This window comes from Guptibacillus hwajinpoensis (genome assembly GCF_005144865.1).
Taxonomy (GTDB): domain Bacteria; phylum Bacillota; class Bacilli; order Bacillales; family Guptibacillaceae; genus Guptibacillus; species Guptibacillus hwajinpoensis_A.
The window spans coordinates 59604-76181 of the sequence record NZ_SWFM01000002.1; the positions used below are offsets into that span (position 1 = coordinate 59604).

Here is a 16578-nt window from a genome sequence, read left to right on the forward strand (position 1 = left end):
GTTCTACGTAAAAAGGGAAGTTTCCTGTGGTTGCCGAATAAACTGGTAAAGCGATTATTTCTCTTCTTTTTGACGCTTTTCGATTTCTTCAGAAACGACAAAAGCAAGGTCGTCATTTCCGAATAGCGAAAGTACTCCGATAACCGTTTGGTCAGGAATGTGTTCTGATTCTTCTTTTGGAACAACAAGCTCGATGCTTTGCTTGAGAGAAGGATTGTTGATCTGATCAGGGTAAGCTTTCTCATAAAGTGTTTCTGGATTAAGATCGTTGTTCACGCACCACTGAGCAAAGACAAGAATCATCATGTTTTCATCACGTTTATAGTTTTCAATAACTTGTTCTTGAATCTCTTTTTGGTCCATAATGGCCCTCCGTTTCACTATTCTACCGTTAGTGTACTCTCAGGAAGAAAGTGTGGCAAGTGTCCATGTTATAAAGGATGAAATTTTTTGGGGAAGACAAATCGTTCCATCAGCTATACTTAATATAATTGAACTTCATGGGGGAAACGAGATGAGAAAAAGAGAGATTCGAAGTTGGATGATGTACGATTTTGCCAACTCTGCGTTTGCGACGACAATGATGGCAGCTGTTCTGCCTGTCTTCTATTATGACGTAGCTGCAAAAAATATTGATCGCAGTCTTGCAACGTCTTACTGGGGCTATTCTCAGTCACTTGCGGTTCTAATTGTTGCCCTTCTAGCACCGGTTCTTGGGGCAATAGCGGATTACTCCAGTTCTAAGAAAAAATTCCTGCGGTTCTTTGCTTATATGGGGATAGTCGCAAGTATCTTGATGGCGTTTGTAGGGGAAGGGGGCTACCTTCTAGCTTCGATTCTATTAATATTCGGTACGATCGGTTTCTCAGGTAGTAACGTTTTCTACGACGCCTTTTTGCCTGAAATTGCGAAAGGCGAAGAGATCGACCGGATTTCAGCAAGAGGATACGCGTATGGCTATATAGGTGGAGGGATCTTGCTCCTTATTAACCTGCTTATGATTATGAATCCATCCTGGTTCCTTCTCCCGAACGCCCTTGTTGCGACACAGCTCTCGTTTGCAAGCGTTGGTGTCTGGTGGTTTATTTTCTCACTTCCCATGTTCAAACATGTTAAAGAGCAGCGGCACAGTCAGCCCTCAATAAGTGGCTCATATATGACAATTGGCTTTAAACGCTTGCGAATGACATTTAAGGAATTGAACCACTATAAACAGCTATTAATCTTTCTAATTGCATTCTGGCTATTTAATGATGGCATTTCTACTATTATCAAAATGGCAACCATTTATGGACGGGATATAGGAATTGGGGCAAATGATCTAATTGCTGCCCTACTCATTACGCAATTTGTAGGCATACCTTTTGCCTTTTTCTTCGGCTACCTTGCAAAGAAAATTAGTGCAAAGAGAGCGCTAATGATTGCGCTTTGGATCTATGTTGGCATTGTACTGCTTGGCTACTTTATGACAACGGCTACCCATTTCTATCTTCTTGCGATGATGGTTGGATTTGTTCAGGGGGGAGCCCAGGCGTTAAGTCGCTCAATTTTCGGCAGTATGGTACCCGAACATCGTCACGCTGAATTTTACGGTTTCTTTGGCATTTCTGCTAAATTCTCAGCGATCTTTGGTCCGTTTCTATTCGCTTTCGTTGGACAGATTACAGGCTCAAGTCGCTTCGGTATCGTCTCACTTGTCGTTTTCTTCCTAGCTGGCATCTATTTGCTTAGCAAAGTAAATATCGATAAAGGCAAAGAACAGGCAAAGATTGTGATGGTGAATGAGGGTGTTGACGTGTGATGGTGCTTCAGGTGGGGTTTCGCGGATATAATCTCAAATTCGCGGATATATTTTATTTATCGCGGATAAAACAGGATTTTCGCGGATATATCGAAAATATCGCGGATAAAACATGTATTCGTTACATGAGAAATGCTCAGAGTCTGCTCTGAGCATTTTTTGTTTCCGCTTACACGATTGGGTCAAAGTGCTTCAACTCCAACGAAAGGCTGCAGTCTTTCCCAGTATCGTACGAGCGATCTCCAATCTGGTTTTTTAATTCGGTAAGGCAATTTTCTTCATTATGCCAGTAGTCGAGAATAAGGGGAAGTATACTCGTTGCTTCTTCTTTAGCCTGTTCGAGCAGCTCTTCAAAAGTAGCGGTGGACTCTTCCTGCTTAATAGCTGGATGAATCCAGGTTGTTCCTTCTCGATTTAAATAATCTTCATCTCCAATCTGTTTTCGGTAAGAAAAGGAGGAGACTTGCTTCTTTAGAATTTGATTTTTCCAACCGAGCGGGTCGAATAGTATTTTAAGTGCAAGCACCATATCTCGATACGAATGATTGATGTAATCATTCGGCATGCGATCAGCCGTTTCGGGATAATGCGTTTGAATTAGTTCATAGAGCATGGTTTCGATAGGTTTATAGAGAGACTTTCCAATGTGGATTTCTTGATAAACAGGTGTTTTCCACGTTTCGATATCTTTGTATTCCTTCATTAAAATCGTATCGATAATAATTTCTAACTGCTGGTGGCGATTGCCTTCGAGTCCTGAGCGATAGTGGATGTAGGGATGTGCATTACGGTCGAGAATGTGATGGGTAACGAACCCTAATATATATGCAAGAAGCTTTGGGTCATTTTGCTTTCCGTATTCAATCATGTCCATTAGAAACGGACCACAATTCATCTGGTGGAGCACAGAACCTGTTTCCTGGACAGGTTTATTCTTTTTCCAGGGCCAGAAATTATGGTAGAAAAAGGGATCAGGACCCTGTGCACCGAGTCGAAAGAAAGGAAGGTCTTCCTTGATCGTATTCCATATGCCGGCCTCCATAGCAGCTTCTTCCCCGAATAATATATGTGTCCAGACATTTGGCATCGATATGTCCCCCCTCTATATATGTGTTACTCTATTATACCTGACAAGAACCTGTCTTCTTGCCACATTTATTATTTCTTTCCCTTATTTTCTGATAAACAAGCATGAAAAAAGCCCGGCATCAGCCGGACTTTGTCCTATTTACTTAGAAAAACGTCTTCAATATCATCTAGCATCTTATTTGCAGAGATAACTCCGCCAGAAGTGTTCCAAATCGCATCGCTTACTTCGTGAACGTTGTCTTCTTTAACAACTTCAAGGTTGTTCCAGAGAGGATCGTTTGTCCATTCTTTTGCAGTAGAATTGGCATCGCCATCTCCAGCATCATAGGTAAAGTAGAATAGTACGTCGCCATCCATTTCAGGGATGCGCTCTTTCGTTACTTCTTCAGCAAAGTCATTTTTTTGCTGCGATTCAGGGCGATCGAAGCCAAGCTGTTCGAGAATAACGCCTGAGAATGAGTCTTTGTAATACATTCTCGTTTGTCCTGCAAGGAAACGAACAACGGATACCTCTTTATCAAGCTGATCACCAAGGTCCTTACTCATGGAATCGATGCGGTCACTATAAGCGCTCATTACTTCGTCGCCCTTGTCTTTCATGTTCATCGCATTTGCATAGAACGTAAAGTTTTCCTGCCAATCGCCTTTCAATGTTTCTGAGTATACAGTCGGTGCAATTGCACTAAGCTGATCGTAGATGTCTTCCTGACGAAGTTTGTTTCCGATAATTAAGTCTGGCTTAAGCGCTGCAACTGCTTCAAGGTTAACTTCGCTTTCTGTTCCAACGACTTCAACGCCTTTCATTTTATCGGAAATGTGCTCATACCATGGATCACCTAGCCATGATTGAACTGCACCAACAGGTGTAACATCCATTGCAAGAAGAGCTTCTGTCCCCTCGTTTGTTAAAATAACAACCTTCTCAGGATTTTCTGGAACTTCTGTTTCGCCCATTGCGTGACTAACGGTGCGAGTTGCTTGTTCTTCTTTTTGATCTCCTGAATTATCCTCGCTTGCATTGTTCCCACTTGTTCCACATGCAGCAAGAATCATAATCATAGCAAGAGTAATAATCATCCAACCTTTTTTGTGCATTGTTGTAGCCTCCTATGTAAAGTGATAATCGTTTTCATTTACGATGTAATGATACTCAATTGTCACAAAAGAGTCAACTCGTAATTGAGATTGATTCTCAAAATCATTGACACGGTTTCGTTCTTTTTTTACACTTAAAGTGGATGATAAAGAAAGGGATTAAACCTTTATGACTCATATATTACAAACGAACAACAGGAAATGGCTTGGAATCGCGCTTGGCTTCCTCATTGTGGTTGCACTTATGGCTTCAAGTGTTGTTTATGGTCTTACAAGTATAACCTGGTCAACAGCACTTCAAGCATTCACGGAGTTTGACGGAAGCAATGAACACATTATTATTATTGAAAATCGGGTTCCTCGCGCTTTAATCGGTGCAGCAGTTGGAGCCAGCCTCGCTGTGGCGGGAGCATTGATGCAGGCGATTACACGTAATCCGCTCGCATCACCTTCTATTCTTGGTGTTAATGCAGGAGCTAGTTTTGCAATTGTTGTAGCTGTTACGTTCTTCTCTGTTACATCGCTTGCAGCATTCAGTTGGCTTGCTTTTCTCGGAGCGGCATTAGCATCCGTGATTGTTTACGTGCTTGGAACGCTTGGTAGAGAAGGACTAACTCCAATGAAGCTAACGCTTGCGGGTGCTGCTATTGCGGCGATGTTCTCTTCATTAACGCAAGGCATGCTCGTGTTAAACGAAAAAGCTCTTGAGGATGTGCTGTTCTGGCTTGCGGGTTCTATTGAAGGTCGTAGCTTAGACATGCTTGGTGCTGTCATTCCATATATCGTAATTGGATTAGTTGGTGCCGTTTTCATTAGTAAAAAAATTAACACGCTTGTCATGGGTGAGGATGTCGCAAAAGGACTTGGCCAGCGTACGCTCCTTGTGAAAGCAGGTGCTGCATTATTGATTGTTCTTCTTGCGGGAGGTTCCGTTGCGGTTGCAGGACCGATTGCACTCGTTGGAATTGTTGTCCCACATCTTGCACGATTTTTGACAGGCTCTGATTACCGCTGGATTATTCCTTACAGTGCTATAATAGGCGCAATCCTTTTACTAGCGGCCGACATTGCTGCGCGCTACGTGATTATGCCGCTTGAAGCGCCTGTTGGGGTTCTAACGGCTGTGATTGGAACACCATTTTTCATTTACATTGCTCGAAGGGAGTTTAAGCAGCTATGACGAAATATACTTCCTTTCGAATGAGGACGCTCTCTTTTCTCCTTGATCGACGAGCGATCTGGATTATTGCAACTCTCGCTATTGCCGTTATTCTGACAGCTCTTGTTAGCATTGGCATAGGAGAAATCTTTATGACACCTGATGCTGTCGTAAAAGCGCTGTTTGGTTATGGAACAGATATGAATGAGCTTGTTGTGAAGCAGTTTCGCTTTCCAAGAATAGCGATGGCGATCCTTGCTGGTGCAGCTTTAGCTGTTTCCGGTGCGATCCTGCAGGGTATGATTCGTAATCCACTCGCTTCTCCTGATATTCTCGGGATTACCTGGGGTGGGGCGCTTGCTACGATTGGCTTTCTAACAGTGTTTAGTGACAAAGCGAATGCGCTAACTGTAAGTATTCAATGGCAACCGCTTGCTTCTTTTATTGGAGCGGTTCTAGCAGGTTTTCTCGTATTTATTTTATCTTGGAAAAATGGCATTTCCCCAATCCGTCTTGTGCTGATTGGGATTGGCCTTACAGCTGTGTTACAAGCCTTAACGACTCTACTCATGATTATCGGGCCCATTTATAGAGCTTCAGAGGCGAATATATGGATTACAGGTAGCGTGCATGGGACAAACGGTCAAGATGTACTCACACTGCTTCCATGGGTAGCGGTTCTTCTCGTTCTCCTTATGGTGTATTCCAGAAGGGTGAATCTTCAAGAGCTTGGTGATGATGTGGCAAAAGGTGCAGGTGCCATGCTTTTACGTGACCGAATTATTTTGCTCTTTATCAGCACAGGACTCGCAGGAGGTGCAGTCGCTTTCGCTGGAGGCGTTGGCTTTGTAGGGCTAATGGCTCCTCACATTGCGCGGAAGCTGGTAGGTTCCTCATTTGGGGTGCTTGTCCCTGTGTCAGCGCTAGTTGGAAGCATGCTTGTTATGATTGCCGATTTAATTGGACGGACATTATTTTCTCCCCTTGAAGTTCCTGCCGGTGTTTTCACAGCAGCGATTGGGGCGCCGTATTTTATTTATTTATTGTATCGATCAAGAAACAAATAATGAGGAGGTGGGCGAAGTGTACGCTTTACAAACGGAAGATCTAACGCTTGGATACGGTGAGCATACCGTTATCGATGAGCTCAATTTACTTATTCCTAAAGGTGAAATGAGTGTGTTAATTGGAGGAAATGGATGTGGCAAGTCGACGCTGTTACGAAGCCTAGCGCGCCTCCTTAAGCCCCATTCTGGAGGAATTGTTCTTGATGGAGAGGCGATATCGAACAAACCGACGAAAGAGATTGCTCGTAAAATGGCTATTCTTCCGCAGTCCCCCATGGCTCCTGAAGGACTAACTGTTCTGCAACTTGTTAAGCAGGGACGGTATCCGTATCAAACGTGGTTAAGTCAGTGGTCAGAGGCTGACGAACAAGCCGTACAAAAGGCATTACGAGCAACACACATGGAAGAATTTGCAGAGCGGAATGTGGATTCGCTTTCCGGTGGACAGCGTCAACGAGCGTGGATTGCACTAACACTCGCTCAAGATACAGACATTATTCTACTTGATGAACCAACGACGTATCTAGATCTAGCTCACCAGGTAGAAGTACTTGATTTGCTTTTCGAACTCAATAAAGAGGATAATCGTACGATTCTAATGGTGCTGCATGACCTTAACCTTGCGTGCCGTTATGCTGATCATATTATTGCAGTGAAAGACAAAGGAATTTACGATCAGGGACGACCAGAGGATATTGTGAACGAACAGCTTGTACAGCAGGTGTTTGGACTTCGAAGTGACATTATCAAGGATCCAATATTCGGCACACCTCTTTGTGTTCCACACGGAAAGGGGAGGATGGTCCATGTCCGCGAACCAGCAGACATTTAGCATAGAAGAGAAGGCAAGACTTGAGAAGGTTCGTCTTCACCTTGGAAATGATGGAGCTAACTATCCAAATGTAGAGCAACTTCTTGATGAAGAGAAGTTGAATGCGATACTCGACCGCCTTGTAGATGAAGGGCATTTCCCTAACTCTATCGTTGCTGGATCACAGTTTATGAAGCGCTATGGATTAATGACGCTCGTATCAAGTCTATATGCATTTACGATGTGGAATAAGCCGATCGTTGCAGCTCCAGATCAACTTGCTTATCGACTGGATACAGATGCCGACTCTTGGATGATGAATCTTGTTATACGTGATGAATGGAGAAATAATTGGACAGACCGAACCAAGGAAAGAGCAAAGCTTGCGAACGAGTTAATCAATGAGAACCTCGCACCGATTATCGAAGCAATGGTGAAAGCTACGAAACTATCCGCTACGATTCTCTGGGAAAACGCAGCGATCTATTTATTCTGGCTCTATGAAACGGTCATTCCCACTGAAGGGGATTTAGAGCAAAAACGTAGAGGTGAAGAGGACTTTCATTATTTCCTTCGAGAGTTCAACTGCACAAGCTTCACGTGCGGTGCTAACCCTTTCCTACCTTATTATTCTGAGAAAACAGAACGAGAGGAAGGGCTCCTTCGCATCCGCAAAACATGCTGTTTGAAAGATCAAATTTCTTCAGAAAGCCCATGCTGCAAGACATGTCCAAAAGCCCGCGGGTGACAGGCACCACCCGATTTAGCTCGAATGATGTCGAATGAAAAAGCGTACCCTAGAGGGCACGCTTTTTATTTATGTTCGCTGGTTTGCGACGGTAGCTTCGAATGAAGAGATATAACCCTACTAAGATGATGCCTCCTCCAATCCACTGCATCCTATGGAGTGTCTCTCCAAGAATGAAATAGGCAAGGAGACTTGCTCCGATTGGCTCAAAAAGGATGCTCATCGAAATAACGTTCACGCTTACCCATTTCACTGCCCAGTTTAAGAGCGAATGGCCTAGAAGAGTAGGGAAGAGTGCCAGTAGGATGAAATACATCCAGTCAGTAGCAGGATATGAAACAAAAGGATAGCGCAAGATCAGATTATAGAGTACGAGTGTCACAGCAGCAATTCCATAGACGATGAACGTGTATGGAATCAGGTCTAGCCTCTTTCGGATATTCTGACCGAATAAGAGATAGCCGGTTACCGTCGCACATGCTGTTAGAGCGAGAAGGTCACCCAACAGTGCTATCCCGTTTAATTGAAAATCCCCCCAGCTAATCACGATTGATCCCGCAACAGCCGTTACCCCTCCTGCAATCGCGGGAAGGGTGAGTTTTTCTTTGAAAAAGAAATACGTACCGACAAATGCAAAGAGCGGCTGTAGGGTAACAAGAACGACTGAACTAGCGACAGAAGTGTAATTCAGTGATTCGAACCAGAGAATGAAATGAAATGCGAGGCTCACGCCTGCGAGACTTCCATATCCCCAGTCTGTTCCTTTAATGGCTTTAAATGATTTTCTATACTTAATGAAAACAATTGGTAGCATAATCAAAATCGCGATCAGAAGACGATACATAGCAATGATCGAAGCAGGTGCAGAAGCTAGCTTCACGAAAACGGCTGATGTTGATACGAAAAGAACAGCGATGATAATGGCTACGTATGGTTTCGTGTTTTGTTCAGTAGACAACTCTTATTCATTCCTCCATTGTGACTCGTTAAACCAATTCAGGCTCAGCTTGTTCCTGGGCTTCATCGTGTGTAGTACAGCGGTTATACCCGCCAACGCGTTTCTCAAGCTGCTCACCGAATTGAAAGAGAGCTTCCTCATTGCCGACACGACTGACAAGCTGCACACCGATCGGTAGCCCCTCTTTACTCGTTCCAACAGGAACAACAAGGGAGGGAAGTCCCCATACATTGGCATACGCTACATTTGGCATGTAATGCAGAAACGTTTTCCGTATCGAAAAAAGCTCTTGATAGAGTTGACCGTGAACTGGAGCTGGCGAATGGTAGACAGGCATAATTAATATGCGATCGTCTAGATAGTCTTCTAGAATATCATCTCCACGCTTTAGAGCAGCATGGATCTGGTTAATTTGCTTTTGCGTTGGTTTAAAAAGTCTAGCCCCAATTAATGCCCATGAAAGATAAGGGTGGACATCAGAGTTTCGGAAGAACTTCTCTTTCATGAACTCCCCAAATGGACTCGCCTTGTCATTGTCTAACATAAGCTTTGCCATATCGGCTCCACCATCGATGGACATCATTTGCTGCCACATTAAGGCAGCTTCATTAAAAAATGGTGGGTTCGCTTGTTCTTCAGCGAGTTCCCCATCAAATGTATCTCTTATCCTCGTAATCAATTGATACGTCTCACGGTTAATCGGAAAACGATGGTGTGGAAGGGGATAGACAATCTTAAAATCTGAAAGGGTTCGATCAGGTGGCGTTTCATGAGCAATAATCTCGTTGATCAGCCTAGCATCTTGAACGGATTTGCTCATAGCTCCAATGCCAAGCATGCGCTCCTGCTCTGGTTTATCGACATATGGAAAATTCCCTTCCTGCGATACCTGGCGATTTCCTGATTTAAATCCGACTACGCCGTTAAAATGTGCGGGGAAGCGAATTGAACCACCAATATCTGCTCCGATTCCAACGGCGGCACCGCCTGCTGCAATCAGCGAGCCTTCTCCGCCACTTGAGCCGCCGGCTGTTCTCGTAATATCCCACGGGTTATTCGTTCTCCCGTAATGTTTATTATCTGTTTCCTGACAGAAACAAAGTGCAGGAGTATTCGTTTTACCGAGTATGATCGCTCCTTCTGCTCGAAGACGTCTGATCACTTCTGCATCTTTTTTCTCACGCGAGCCTGCGCGGTAGCTAAGCCCACCCGTTGTGGTCATATTCTCAACATGAAAACACTCTTTTACACTGATTGGAACACCAAACAAGCGACCTTTAGCTTCTTGGGTTGTAAGGGTATAATCAGCTTTTCTTGCTTCTTCTAAGGCAGCTTCAAAGCGGTTCTCAACAAGACAGTTTAGGACAGGATTAATCGTGTTAAGGTGTTCAATATACGTTTTAACAGCATGGTACGATGAAATTTCTCGATTGGAAATCTTCTTCGACAGGGACAGGGCATCCATTTCTACTAGTGTCATGCTATCCCTCCATATTTTGTCGGCCTATCCTCCGACATCGGTTAGTTAATCTATTCGGCCTTAAGCATCAGAATCCTTTATAGGAAGAAAGAGAAAAGGCACTTCGTGATAAACGAAATGCCTCATTTCCTTACAGGACAACCGAAGATTCTGAAGGAAGCGGGCCGTAGAATACTTCACGCTCATCTGTTTTCGGATGATAGTAAACAAGTAAAATATTTTTTTGATTAGGTTCTTCAGCGCTTGGTAGAACATCAATGACAGTGTGCTTATGGAGATCGCGTTCTGATAGGTTTAGCGCTTGATAAGCTTCGCCAAGCAGGAGCGGATTTTCGCTAATCAGTTTTAACAAAGGGATTTCTTCCTCTTTCGGAAGACGGTCGCTCCACCAAACAGTACGCGGCTTCTTTTTCGATTTAGAAAGATAATCAATTTTCATCAATGTTGTGACGTGATTCAAATGGTCAGGCGCATGCAGGCTAATAAAAGCAGCAAGGCGACGGAAAAGGTCTTCGAGCTGGTGTCCGATCCGTGACCAGCCTTTTCCTTCCCAGTAGCTTCCGAACTCCTGGAAAAAGTCAAAAGGAGATGGAAAGACTGTTGTTACTAAATATTCAATCGTTGTATCCATTCGATGGTCGTTCCAGTATTTCTCAAGCACATCTTCTACCTGTTTAATGCGAATAACGTCATCAAACGATAGAACGTTATTTCCGAGGATTTCATATGGGGCGTTATCCATATAAAGGTAGCCATGCTTTTCAGCGCTTAGACGGACACCTGTACCACGAAGCATTTTAAGAAATCCAAGCTGTAGCTCTTCTGGTCGGAAAGAGAAGACATCGTTGAACGTTTTACGGAACGAATTGTAATCTTCTTCAGGAAGACCTGCAATTAAATCAAGATGCTGGTCAATCTTTCCGCCTTCTTTCACCATTGTGACAGTACGTGCGAGTTTCTCGAAGTTCTGCTTTCGCATCACAAGCTCGTTCGTCTCATCATTTGTGGATTGAATCCCAATCTCGAATCGGAAAAGTCCTGTTGGTGCTTCACGGTTAAGAAATTCGAGTACTTCTGGACGCATTATGTCAGCTGTAATTTCAAATTGAAATACGCATCCTGGTCGATGCTCATCAATTAAGAATTGAAACATATCAATCGCATAGTTTCTTCGAATATTGAATGTTCGATCGACGAACTTGATTGTTTTGGCTCCATTATCCATTAAATACCGAAGTTCTTCCTTCATGCGTTCGGCTGGGAAATACCTGACACCCACTTCAATAGAGGAAAGGCAGAATTGACAGGAATAAGGACAGCCGCGACTTGTTTCAACATAGGTAACACGACGCCCGAGATCGGAAAGATCTTCTTCAAATCGGAAAGGAGAAGGAATCTCACTTAAGCTGAGCTTTGGCGCTGGTGGATTAATATGATTGACGCCTTCTTTACGGTAAGCAATGCCTTTTACATGTTCGGTATCTCCTGCTTCAATAGACTGAAGCAGATGTTTGAACGTTTCTTCGCCTTCACCCATTACAATATAGTCGGCCTGTGGAATGCGGTCGAGCCACTCATACACATCATATGAAACTTCTGGCCCACCGAGTACAATGGTTAATGACGGATTTACTTTCTTCAGCATTTCAATAACCGGAATCGTCTCTTCAATATTCCAGATGTAGCAGCTAAATCCAATCACATCTGCTTTCATGCTATGAAGATCACTTACAATATTCATAAGAGGATCTTTAATCGTATATTCTGCCATCTTGACGTCATACTCAGGGGCAGCGGATGCTTTTAAGTAACGCAACGCGAGACACGTGTGGATAAACTTCGCATTTAGCGTACTAACAACAATCTTCATTCTTTTCCAACTCCTGCATCGTTAATTCCTTCATTATATCATCTTCAGGAAAATTTAATCAGTTACAGAATAAGGAACTTACAATCTGATTATTCGGAAAATATTTGAAATGAAAACGCTTACGTGAGAGAATAGATGAAAAAAGCAGGGAGTGACTCAAGTGGAACTTGCTTCAATAACGCCGGAACATCCTTTTTCAGAACAGGACTTCGAGTATACTGCACTTTTGCCAAGTTATCGGGTTGATCTACGAAATGCAAGAAACGAACAGTTGGATCGATTTCTGAACGCCAACGTCGTGAGTGACTGGTCGCAGCTGTCATGGAAAGAGATTGGTAGGCCGTTTGAAGTAAAGAAGCTTGCGAAGGAAAGGAAAGATTGGGAAAGAGAGCATGAGCAGGACATGCCTGTTAAAACATCCTGGGAGTATTTCAATCGTTCTTTTCATAATCTATTTATGCAGGACGTACCTGCCGAGCAGCAGCGCTTGAAGTCATCGATAAAAGATAGTTTCAAAGGTTTTCATCTTCGTGATATTAAGCAAGGACTTGGAGAAATGGCGCGACTATCACTCTGGAACTACGTTCACCGTATTGAAGATGGCATTTGGGATCCGCGTGGAAAACGAGCCCTTTTTGATGGACTGGACGTGAAAAATCCTCGTATTCTTTTTCTCGGTGCGGCTGAAGGATATGAAGCTATGCAATTACACGCTATGTATCCTGGTGGAGAAGTTGTCATGGTTGATTATGATGCTTTTTGTAAGACGGATCGTTTTGCGCATTTTCCGAACACATATCCATTCCTTGGCACGAATCCCCAAACGGGCGCTCCAAAGGTATGGTACAAAGATCAAATGAACATTACGTATCTTGTAAAAGATATCCGCGATCTCGATTTTCATAAAGAGTTTGATATTGTGTTGAGCGTAGGCTTACTTGAACATGTGCCTGATGAGCACAAGCCAGCCATACTAGAGTGGCATCGAAAATTCGTGAAGGATGATGGTTATGTAATTATGACCACACCACGGAATCAAATGAAATCGAGAATCTATTATTACGTGATGGCCGATATGATGAACCATACGTATCGTGAATTAATGGATATCCGGCAGATGGGTCTATATGCCTATGAGAACGGTTTGGATATTGTCAGGCATGGGTTTATTAAAGTGCACAATGGCATTATCGCAAGAGCGCGTTAGTAGCCTTCCGATTCTAACTATGGTAAAAGTGGGGTGAAGTGATCAATAGGAGGGATTTGATGAGTGTCCATTCATTTACTGCAGAAACGCTTCAAGGAAAAGAGGTTCCGTTATCTGAATACAGTGGGAAGGTTCTTCTCATTGTGAATACGGCTAGTAAATGTGGTTTAACGCCACAGTATGAGGGGCTCCAAGAATTATATACGTCTTTTGAAGATAAGCCTTTTGAAATTCTTGGATTCCCTTGTAATCAGTTCGGTGCTCAAGAACCTGGATCAGAGGAAGAAATTGAAGAGTTTTGTTCGATTAATTATGGTGTAAGCTTTCCAATGTTCGCGAAAGTGGACGTGAATGGAGAAGACGCACATCCTTTGTACAAGTACTTAACGAACGAAGCACCTAACGTGCCACATGAAGATATTCCATGGAACTTTACGAAGTTTTTGATTGATCAAAATGGTCAAGTCATCAAGCGCTTTGAGCCGAAAACAGAACCATCGTCTATTAAAAAAGAGATTGAAGGAATGCTCTAAAAAAGGTTCGAATGTTGTCGAAACGGGGTATATCATTTTTGAGGTGATCTCGAAATGAAATGGTGGATTCCGTTTTGCTATATGATTGGCACGTTTCTAGGAGCGATGTTCAGTGGCTGGAACATGGACCGGGAATGGGATGTGTTTCCTTCATTTGCAATGGCAATCACAGCATTTTTTATAAGTCTACTATACATCGTCGTTCGCGGCATCGTTCCAAAAGTCTTAGATCAAAAAACCCTGCGCAGCTAGTGCACAGGGTCTTTTTTCTATGGTGTTTTCTGTGGTGAATTTCCGCTTCAATTAGCTATGATTTGAGGTTTTCTATAGAAAAATCTTTTAAAAGAATTTTTCGTATGAGAGGTTACACTTAGCTGATTGGAGCGGAAGGATGCTCGACTCCTGCGGGACTAGCGGGACAGGTGAGACCCCACAGGCACGCCCAAGCGTGCCGAGGAGGCTCAGCGCCCGCCCCGCGGAAAGCGAGCATCCTGGAGCGGAAATTAACCCACTCATATAGCGACAATTTTTGAGAAAAGAACCTTTCAACAACTAACTGGAAATGGGTGAAAAGGAGGCTCGGCAGGATAGAGAAATTCAGATTTGTCTTGTTTCCATTTCCATGCGGCATAAGCAGCGAGACAGGCATCGAAGGAGTGGGACGATTGAAGCACATCAGTTGGTATGTCTTTAACACCGTCTTTTTCGAGAAACGCTTTAAGGTTGTGACGAGGATCAATTTCTAATTTATAGGTTAAGACAGAAGATAGGTCCGGCGAACGTAAACCAACTGCAGCTCCTGGATGAACTTCAACAATGCTAGCAGAGGTTGTGGTTGATAAGCCTCTTGAAAGCGTAATTCCTCGTAGCGTTAAGTAAACCATTCGCGTCATGGTAGGGGTCATTATCGATCCGCTTTTCATTCCTTTTGCGATAATTTCTTTCCTTAGAGCACGATCGGCTTTCCGATCTCCTCCGCCAGGTTGATAGGAGAGCGGCGCATCAATGCCGATGACGACTGAGTCTGTTTGCTCTTGTAACAGCTCATAAATCTCCTCATCTGTTACACCATTAACGATTTGCTGGAACGTAAGGTGGGAGTCATCTCCTTTAAATAAGGCGATAGACGTTTCTTTTGTATTGGACGGGCCGGATAGGTCAATACCTACATATATGGTCATACAGATTTCTCCTTCAGAGTTTTTTTGAGTACACATTAAGTTGAAAACGGGTTCATGTAAACCCGATACGTACGTTATAATGAAAGAATAGAAACGGACTGATAACTATGGTGGAACTGAAACAGAAAGTATTTAAATTTGTAGGCGGAAGAATTCTGAAGACAGGTCTGGCAGCTTTTTTGACGGCCTGGATTTGTGATGCGCTTGGGCTACCTGTTCTATTTGCGGTCATTACGGCCATTGTAACAGTTGAGCCAACGGCATCAGATTCCATCAAAAAAGGAATCGTACGTTTTCCAGCCGCCGCAATCGGTGCCGGGTTTGCCATGTTGTTTGAATCCTTTCTTCATCAATCTCCTTTCACATACGCGCTAGCCGCGACCTTCACACTTATTGCTTGCCACAAGCTTGGTTTTGATGACGGTATGCTTGTTGCAACGCTTACTGCAGTAGCGATGATCCCGGATACATCGGGAGATTACATGTCTTCATTTGTCTTTCGTCTCAGCACAACGTTAATCGGAATTGTTGTCTCAACGGCTGTAAACTATTTCGTGATGCCCCCCAAATTTCATACGATGATTAACGAGAGTGTCGAGCGACTTTACCACAATGCAGGTGATTTACTTGAGCAAATTATTGCAGATTTACCGCATGCTAGAAAACAGACGCTTGTATATCAACGTTTAAGTCGAGATCTTGAACGGACGTATAAATTAATCTCCTACCAGCGAGAGGAATGGAAGTACCGGAGACACAGCATGCATGACGTTCGTAGCTTTTCCGTCGTCCTAAAGAAGCTCGAATACTTGCAGAAAATCCTTTATCACCTGGGCAATATGTTGTTTACAGATACAAGAAAAGGCATGGATGAAGAAGACCATCGCATTATTTGTGAGGCGGGTCATTCGATTTCAAGAGCATTTCATAAACCGTCCAACCAACTTACACAAAAGCATTTAGAGAGTATCGAGAAGTTGGACGAGTTGTTTCATCGACTCGATAATGAGCGAACAGAAGTGGATGAGCCACGGCATCATTTTACTGGAAAAATGATTATTATTTTTGAACTTCTCTCTTTAAATGATGTGATTGATGACCTCTACACGTTGGAAGAGAAAGAAGATCGATACAGCAAAAGGGAGAGATAGCGTTGACCTTATTATTTGAGGAGAAATGGGACAAGACAATTGCTCCAAGTGATCGGAAAATGTTCCAATCCGTTTACGAACAGAATCCTATACAAGAAGGGAGATTAGAGTTTATTCCGGTTAGGGCTGCATTCAACCATCAAGGATGCGTACTTGCATCTGTTTGCATTCTAAATGGGAAGGACGACTGGCGATTACAAAATCGCTTGCTATATTACAAGGAACAGGAAGATTTAGTGGCTGAGGGTCGTTTCACACATGATCTCCTTGTTCCTTCTCACACAGCTGTTCCGTGGACGTTTATTTTTCACCCTAACTCGTTTATTCGGCCTCCATCTCTTCAGCATTGGGAAATTTCACTACAAAACGATCATAAGTAAAAAACATCTGCATTCAACTGATTTTCTCTTTTGTTCGACAGTATTCCA

The 16578-nt window shown here is 43.3% G+C and carries 17 protein-coding genes; 10 read left to right on the plus strand and 7 right to left on the minus strand.

The features are described 5' to 3' along the window. Positions 1-54: 54 nt before the first annotated feature. Positions 55-363, minus strand: coding sequence for a hypothetical protein (locus FBF83_RS07620; RefSeq protein ID WP_136946573.1), 309 nt, complete (start codon positions 361-363; stop codon positions 55-57). 151 nt (positions 364-514) lie between these two features. Here FBF83_RS07620 and FBF83_RS07625 point away from each other — a divergent pair, with 151 nt between their 5' ends. After that, entirely contained in the window at positions 515-1801 is a 1287-nt protein-coding gene (locus FBF83_RS07625; RefSeq protein ID WP_136946574.1) for an MFS transporter, read from the plus strand. Between the two features lie 169 nt (positions 1802-1970). Here FBF83_RS07625 and FBF83_RS07630 read toward each other — a convergent pair whose 3' ends face one another. Beyond that, the gene (locus tag FBF83_RS07630; protein WP_136946575.1) at positions 1971-2888 is read right to left on the minus strand and encodes a zinc dependent phospholipase C family protein; all 918 of its coding nucleotides are present in this window, start codon (positions 2886-2888) and stop codon (positions 1971-1973) included. Between the two features lie 137 nt (positions 2889-3025). Further along, positions 3026-3985: an ABC transporter substrate-binding protein gene (locus FBF83_RS07635; protein WP_136946576.1), complete on the minus strand. Its 960-nt coding sequence runs from the start codon at positions 3983-3985 to the stop codon at positions 3026-3028. 169 nt (positions 3986-4154) lie between these two features. On the opposite strand from FBF83_RS07635, the gene FBF83_RS07640 reads away from it, so the two are divergent. Genes FBF83_RS07640 through fhuF form a run of 4 tightly spaced genes read left to right on the plus strand, consistent with a single transcriptional unit; the run spans position 4155 to position 7770 of the window. Next, positions 4155-5165, plus strand: a complete 1011-nt coding sequence (locus tag FBF83_RS07640) for a FecCD family ABC transporter permease (protein ID WP_136946577.1) — start codon at positions 4155-4157, stop codon at positions 5163-5165. After that, positions 5162-6211: a FecCD family ABC transporter permease gene (locus FBF83_RS07645; protein ID WP_136946578.1), complete on the plus strand. Its 1050-nt coding sequence runs from the start codon at positions 5162-5164 to the stop codon at positions 6209-6211. The genes FBF83_RS07640 and FBF83_RS07645 overlap by 4 nt, the downstream gene beginning before the upstream one ends. A 16-nt stretch (positions 6212-6227) precedes the next feature. Continuing rightward, the gene (locus FBF83_RS07650; RefSeq protein WP_136946579.1) at positions 6228-7043 is read left to right on the plus strand and encodes an ABC transporter ATP-binding protein; all 816 of its coding nucleotides are present in this window, start codon (positions 6228-6230) and stop codon (positions 7041-7043) included. Continuing rightward, entirely contained in the window at positions 7018-7770 is a 753-nt protein-coding gene (gene fhuF, locus FBF83_RS07655) for a siderophore-iron reductase FhuF (RefSeq protein ID WP_136946580.1), read from the plus strand. The genes FBF83_RS07650 and fhuF overlap by 26 nt, the downstream gene beginning before the upstream one ends. A 49-nt stretch (positions 7771-7819) precedes the next feature. Here the strand turns inward: fhuF and FBF83_RS07660 are convergent, their stop codons facing one another. The 3 genes from FBF83_RS07660 to FBF83_RS07670 all read right to left on the minus strand — a co-directional run bounded on the left by FBF83_RS07660 (position 7820) and on the right by FBF83_RS07670 (position 12078). Then, positions 7820-8728, minus strand: coding sequence for a DMT family transporter (locus FBF83_RS07660; protein WP_136946581.1), 909 nt, complete (start codon positions 8726-8728; stop codon positions 7820-7822). A 28-nt stretch (positions 8729-8756) separates the two neighbouring features. Continuing rightward, positions 8757-10208 (minus strand): amidase, encoded by a 1452-nt coding sequence (locus tag FBF83_RS07665; protein ID WP_240688030.1) that lies wholly within the window; start codon positions 10206-10208, stop codon positions 8757-8759. Positions 10209-10338: 130 nt separating this feature from the next. Continuing rightward, on the minus strand, positions 10339-12078 hold the full coding sequence (locus FBF83_RS07670) for a B12-binding domain-containing radical SAM protein (protein WP_136946582.1): 1740 nt from the start codon (positions 12076-12078) through the stop codon (positions 10339-10341). A 160-nt stretch (positions 12079-12238) separates the two neighbouring features. Here FBF83_RS07670 and FBF83_RS07675 point away from each other — a divergent pair, with 160 nt between their 5' ends. Genes FBF83_RS07675 through FBF83_RS07685 form a run of 3 tightly spaced genes read left to right on the plus strand, consistent with a single transcriptional unit; the run spans position 12239 to position 14070 of the window. Then, positions 12239-13285 (plus strand): class I SAM-dependent methyltransferase, encoded by a 1047-nt coding sequence (locus FBF83_RS07675; protein WP_240688031.1) that lies wholly within the window; start codon positions 12239-12241, stop codon positions 13283-13285. A gap of 59 nt (positions 13286-13344) precedes the next feature. Continuing rightward, complete coding sequence (locus FBF83_RS07680) at positions 13345-13818, plus strand: glutathione peroxidase (RefSeq protein ID WP_136946583.1); 474 nt, start codon at positions 13345-13347, stop codon at positions 13816-13818. A gap of 54 nt (positions 13819-13872) precedes the next feature. Further along, on the plus strand, positions 13873-14070 hold the full coding sequence (locus FBF83_RS07685) for a hypothetical protein (RefSeq protein WP_136946584.1): 198 nt from the start codon (positions 13873-13875) through the stop codon (positions 14068-14070). Between the two features lie 293 nt (positions 14071-14363). On the opposite strand, the gene FBF83_RS07690 is transcribed toward FBF83_RS07685, so the two are convergent. After that, the gene (locus FBF83_RS07690) at positions 14364-14999 is read right to left on the minus strand and encodes a DUF429 domain-containing protein (RefSeq protein ID WP_136946585.1); all 636 of its coding nucleotides are present in this window, start codon (positions 14997-14999) and stop codon (positions 14364-14366) included. A 107-nt stretch (positions 15000-15106) separates the two neighbouring features. On the opposite strand from FBF83_RS07690, the gene FBF83_RS07695 reads away from it, so the two are divergent. Beyond that, a complete protein-coding gene (locus FBF83_RS07695; RefSeq protein WP_136946586.1) occupies positions 15107-16150 on the plus strand; it encodes an FUSC family protein in 1044 nt (347 codons plus the stop codon). Between the two features lie 2 nt (positions 16151-16152). After that, positions 16153-16530 carry an SLAP domain-containing protein gene (locus FBF83_RS07700; RefSeq protein ID WP_169525249.1) on the plus strand — a complete coding sequence of 126 codons (378 nt, stop codon included), beginning with the start codon at positions 16153-16155 and terminating at the stop codon, positions 16528-16530. The last annotated feature ends 48 nt before the right edge of the window (positions 16531-16578 follow it).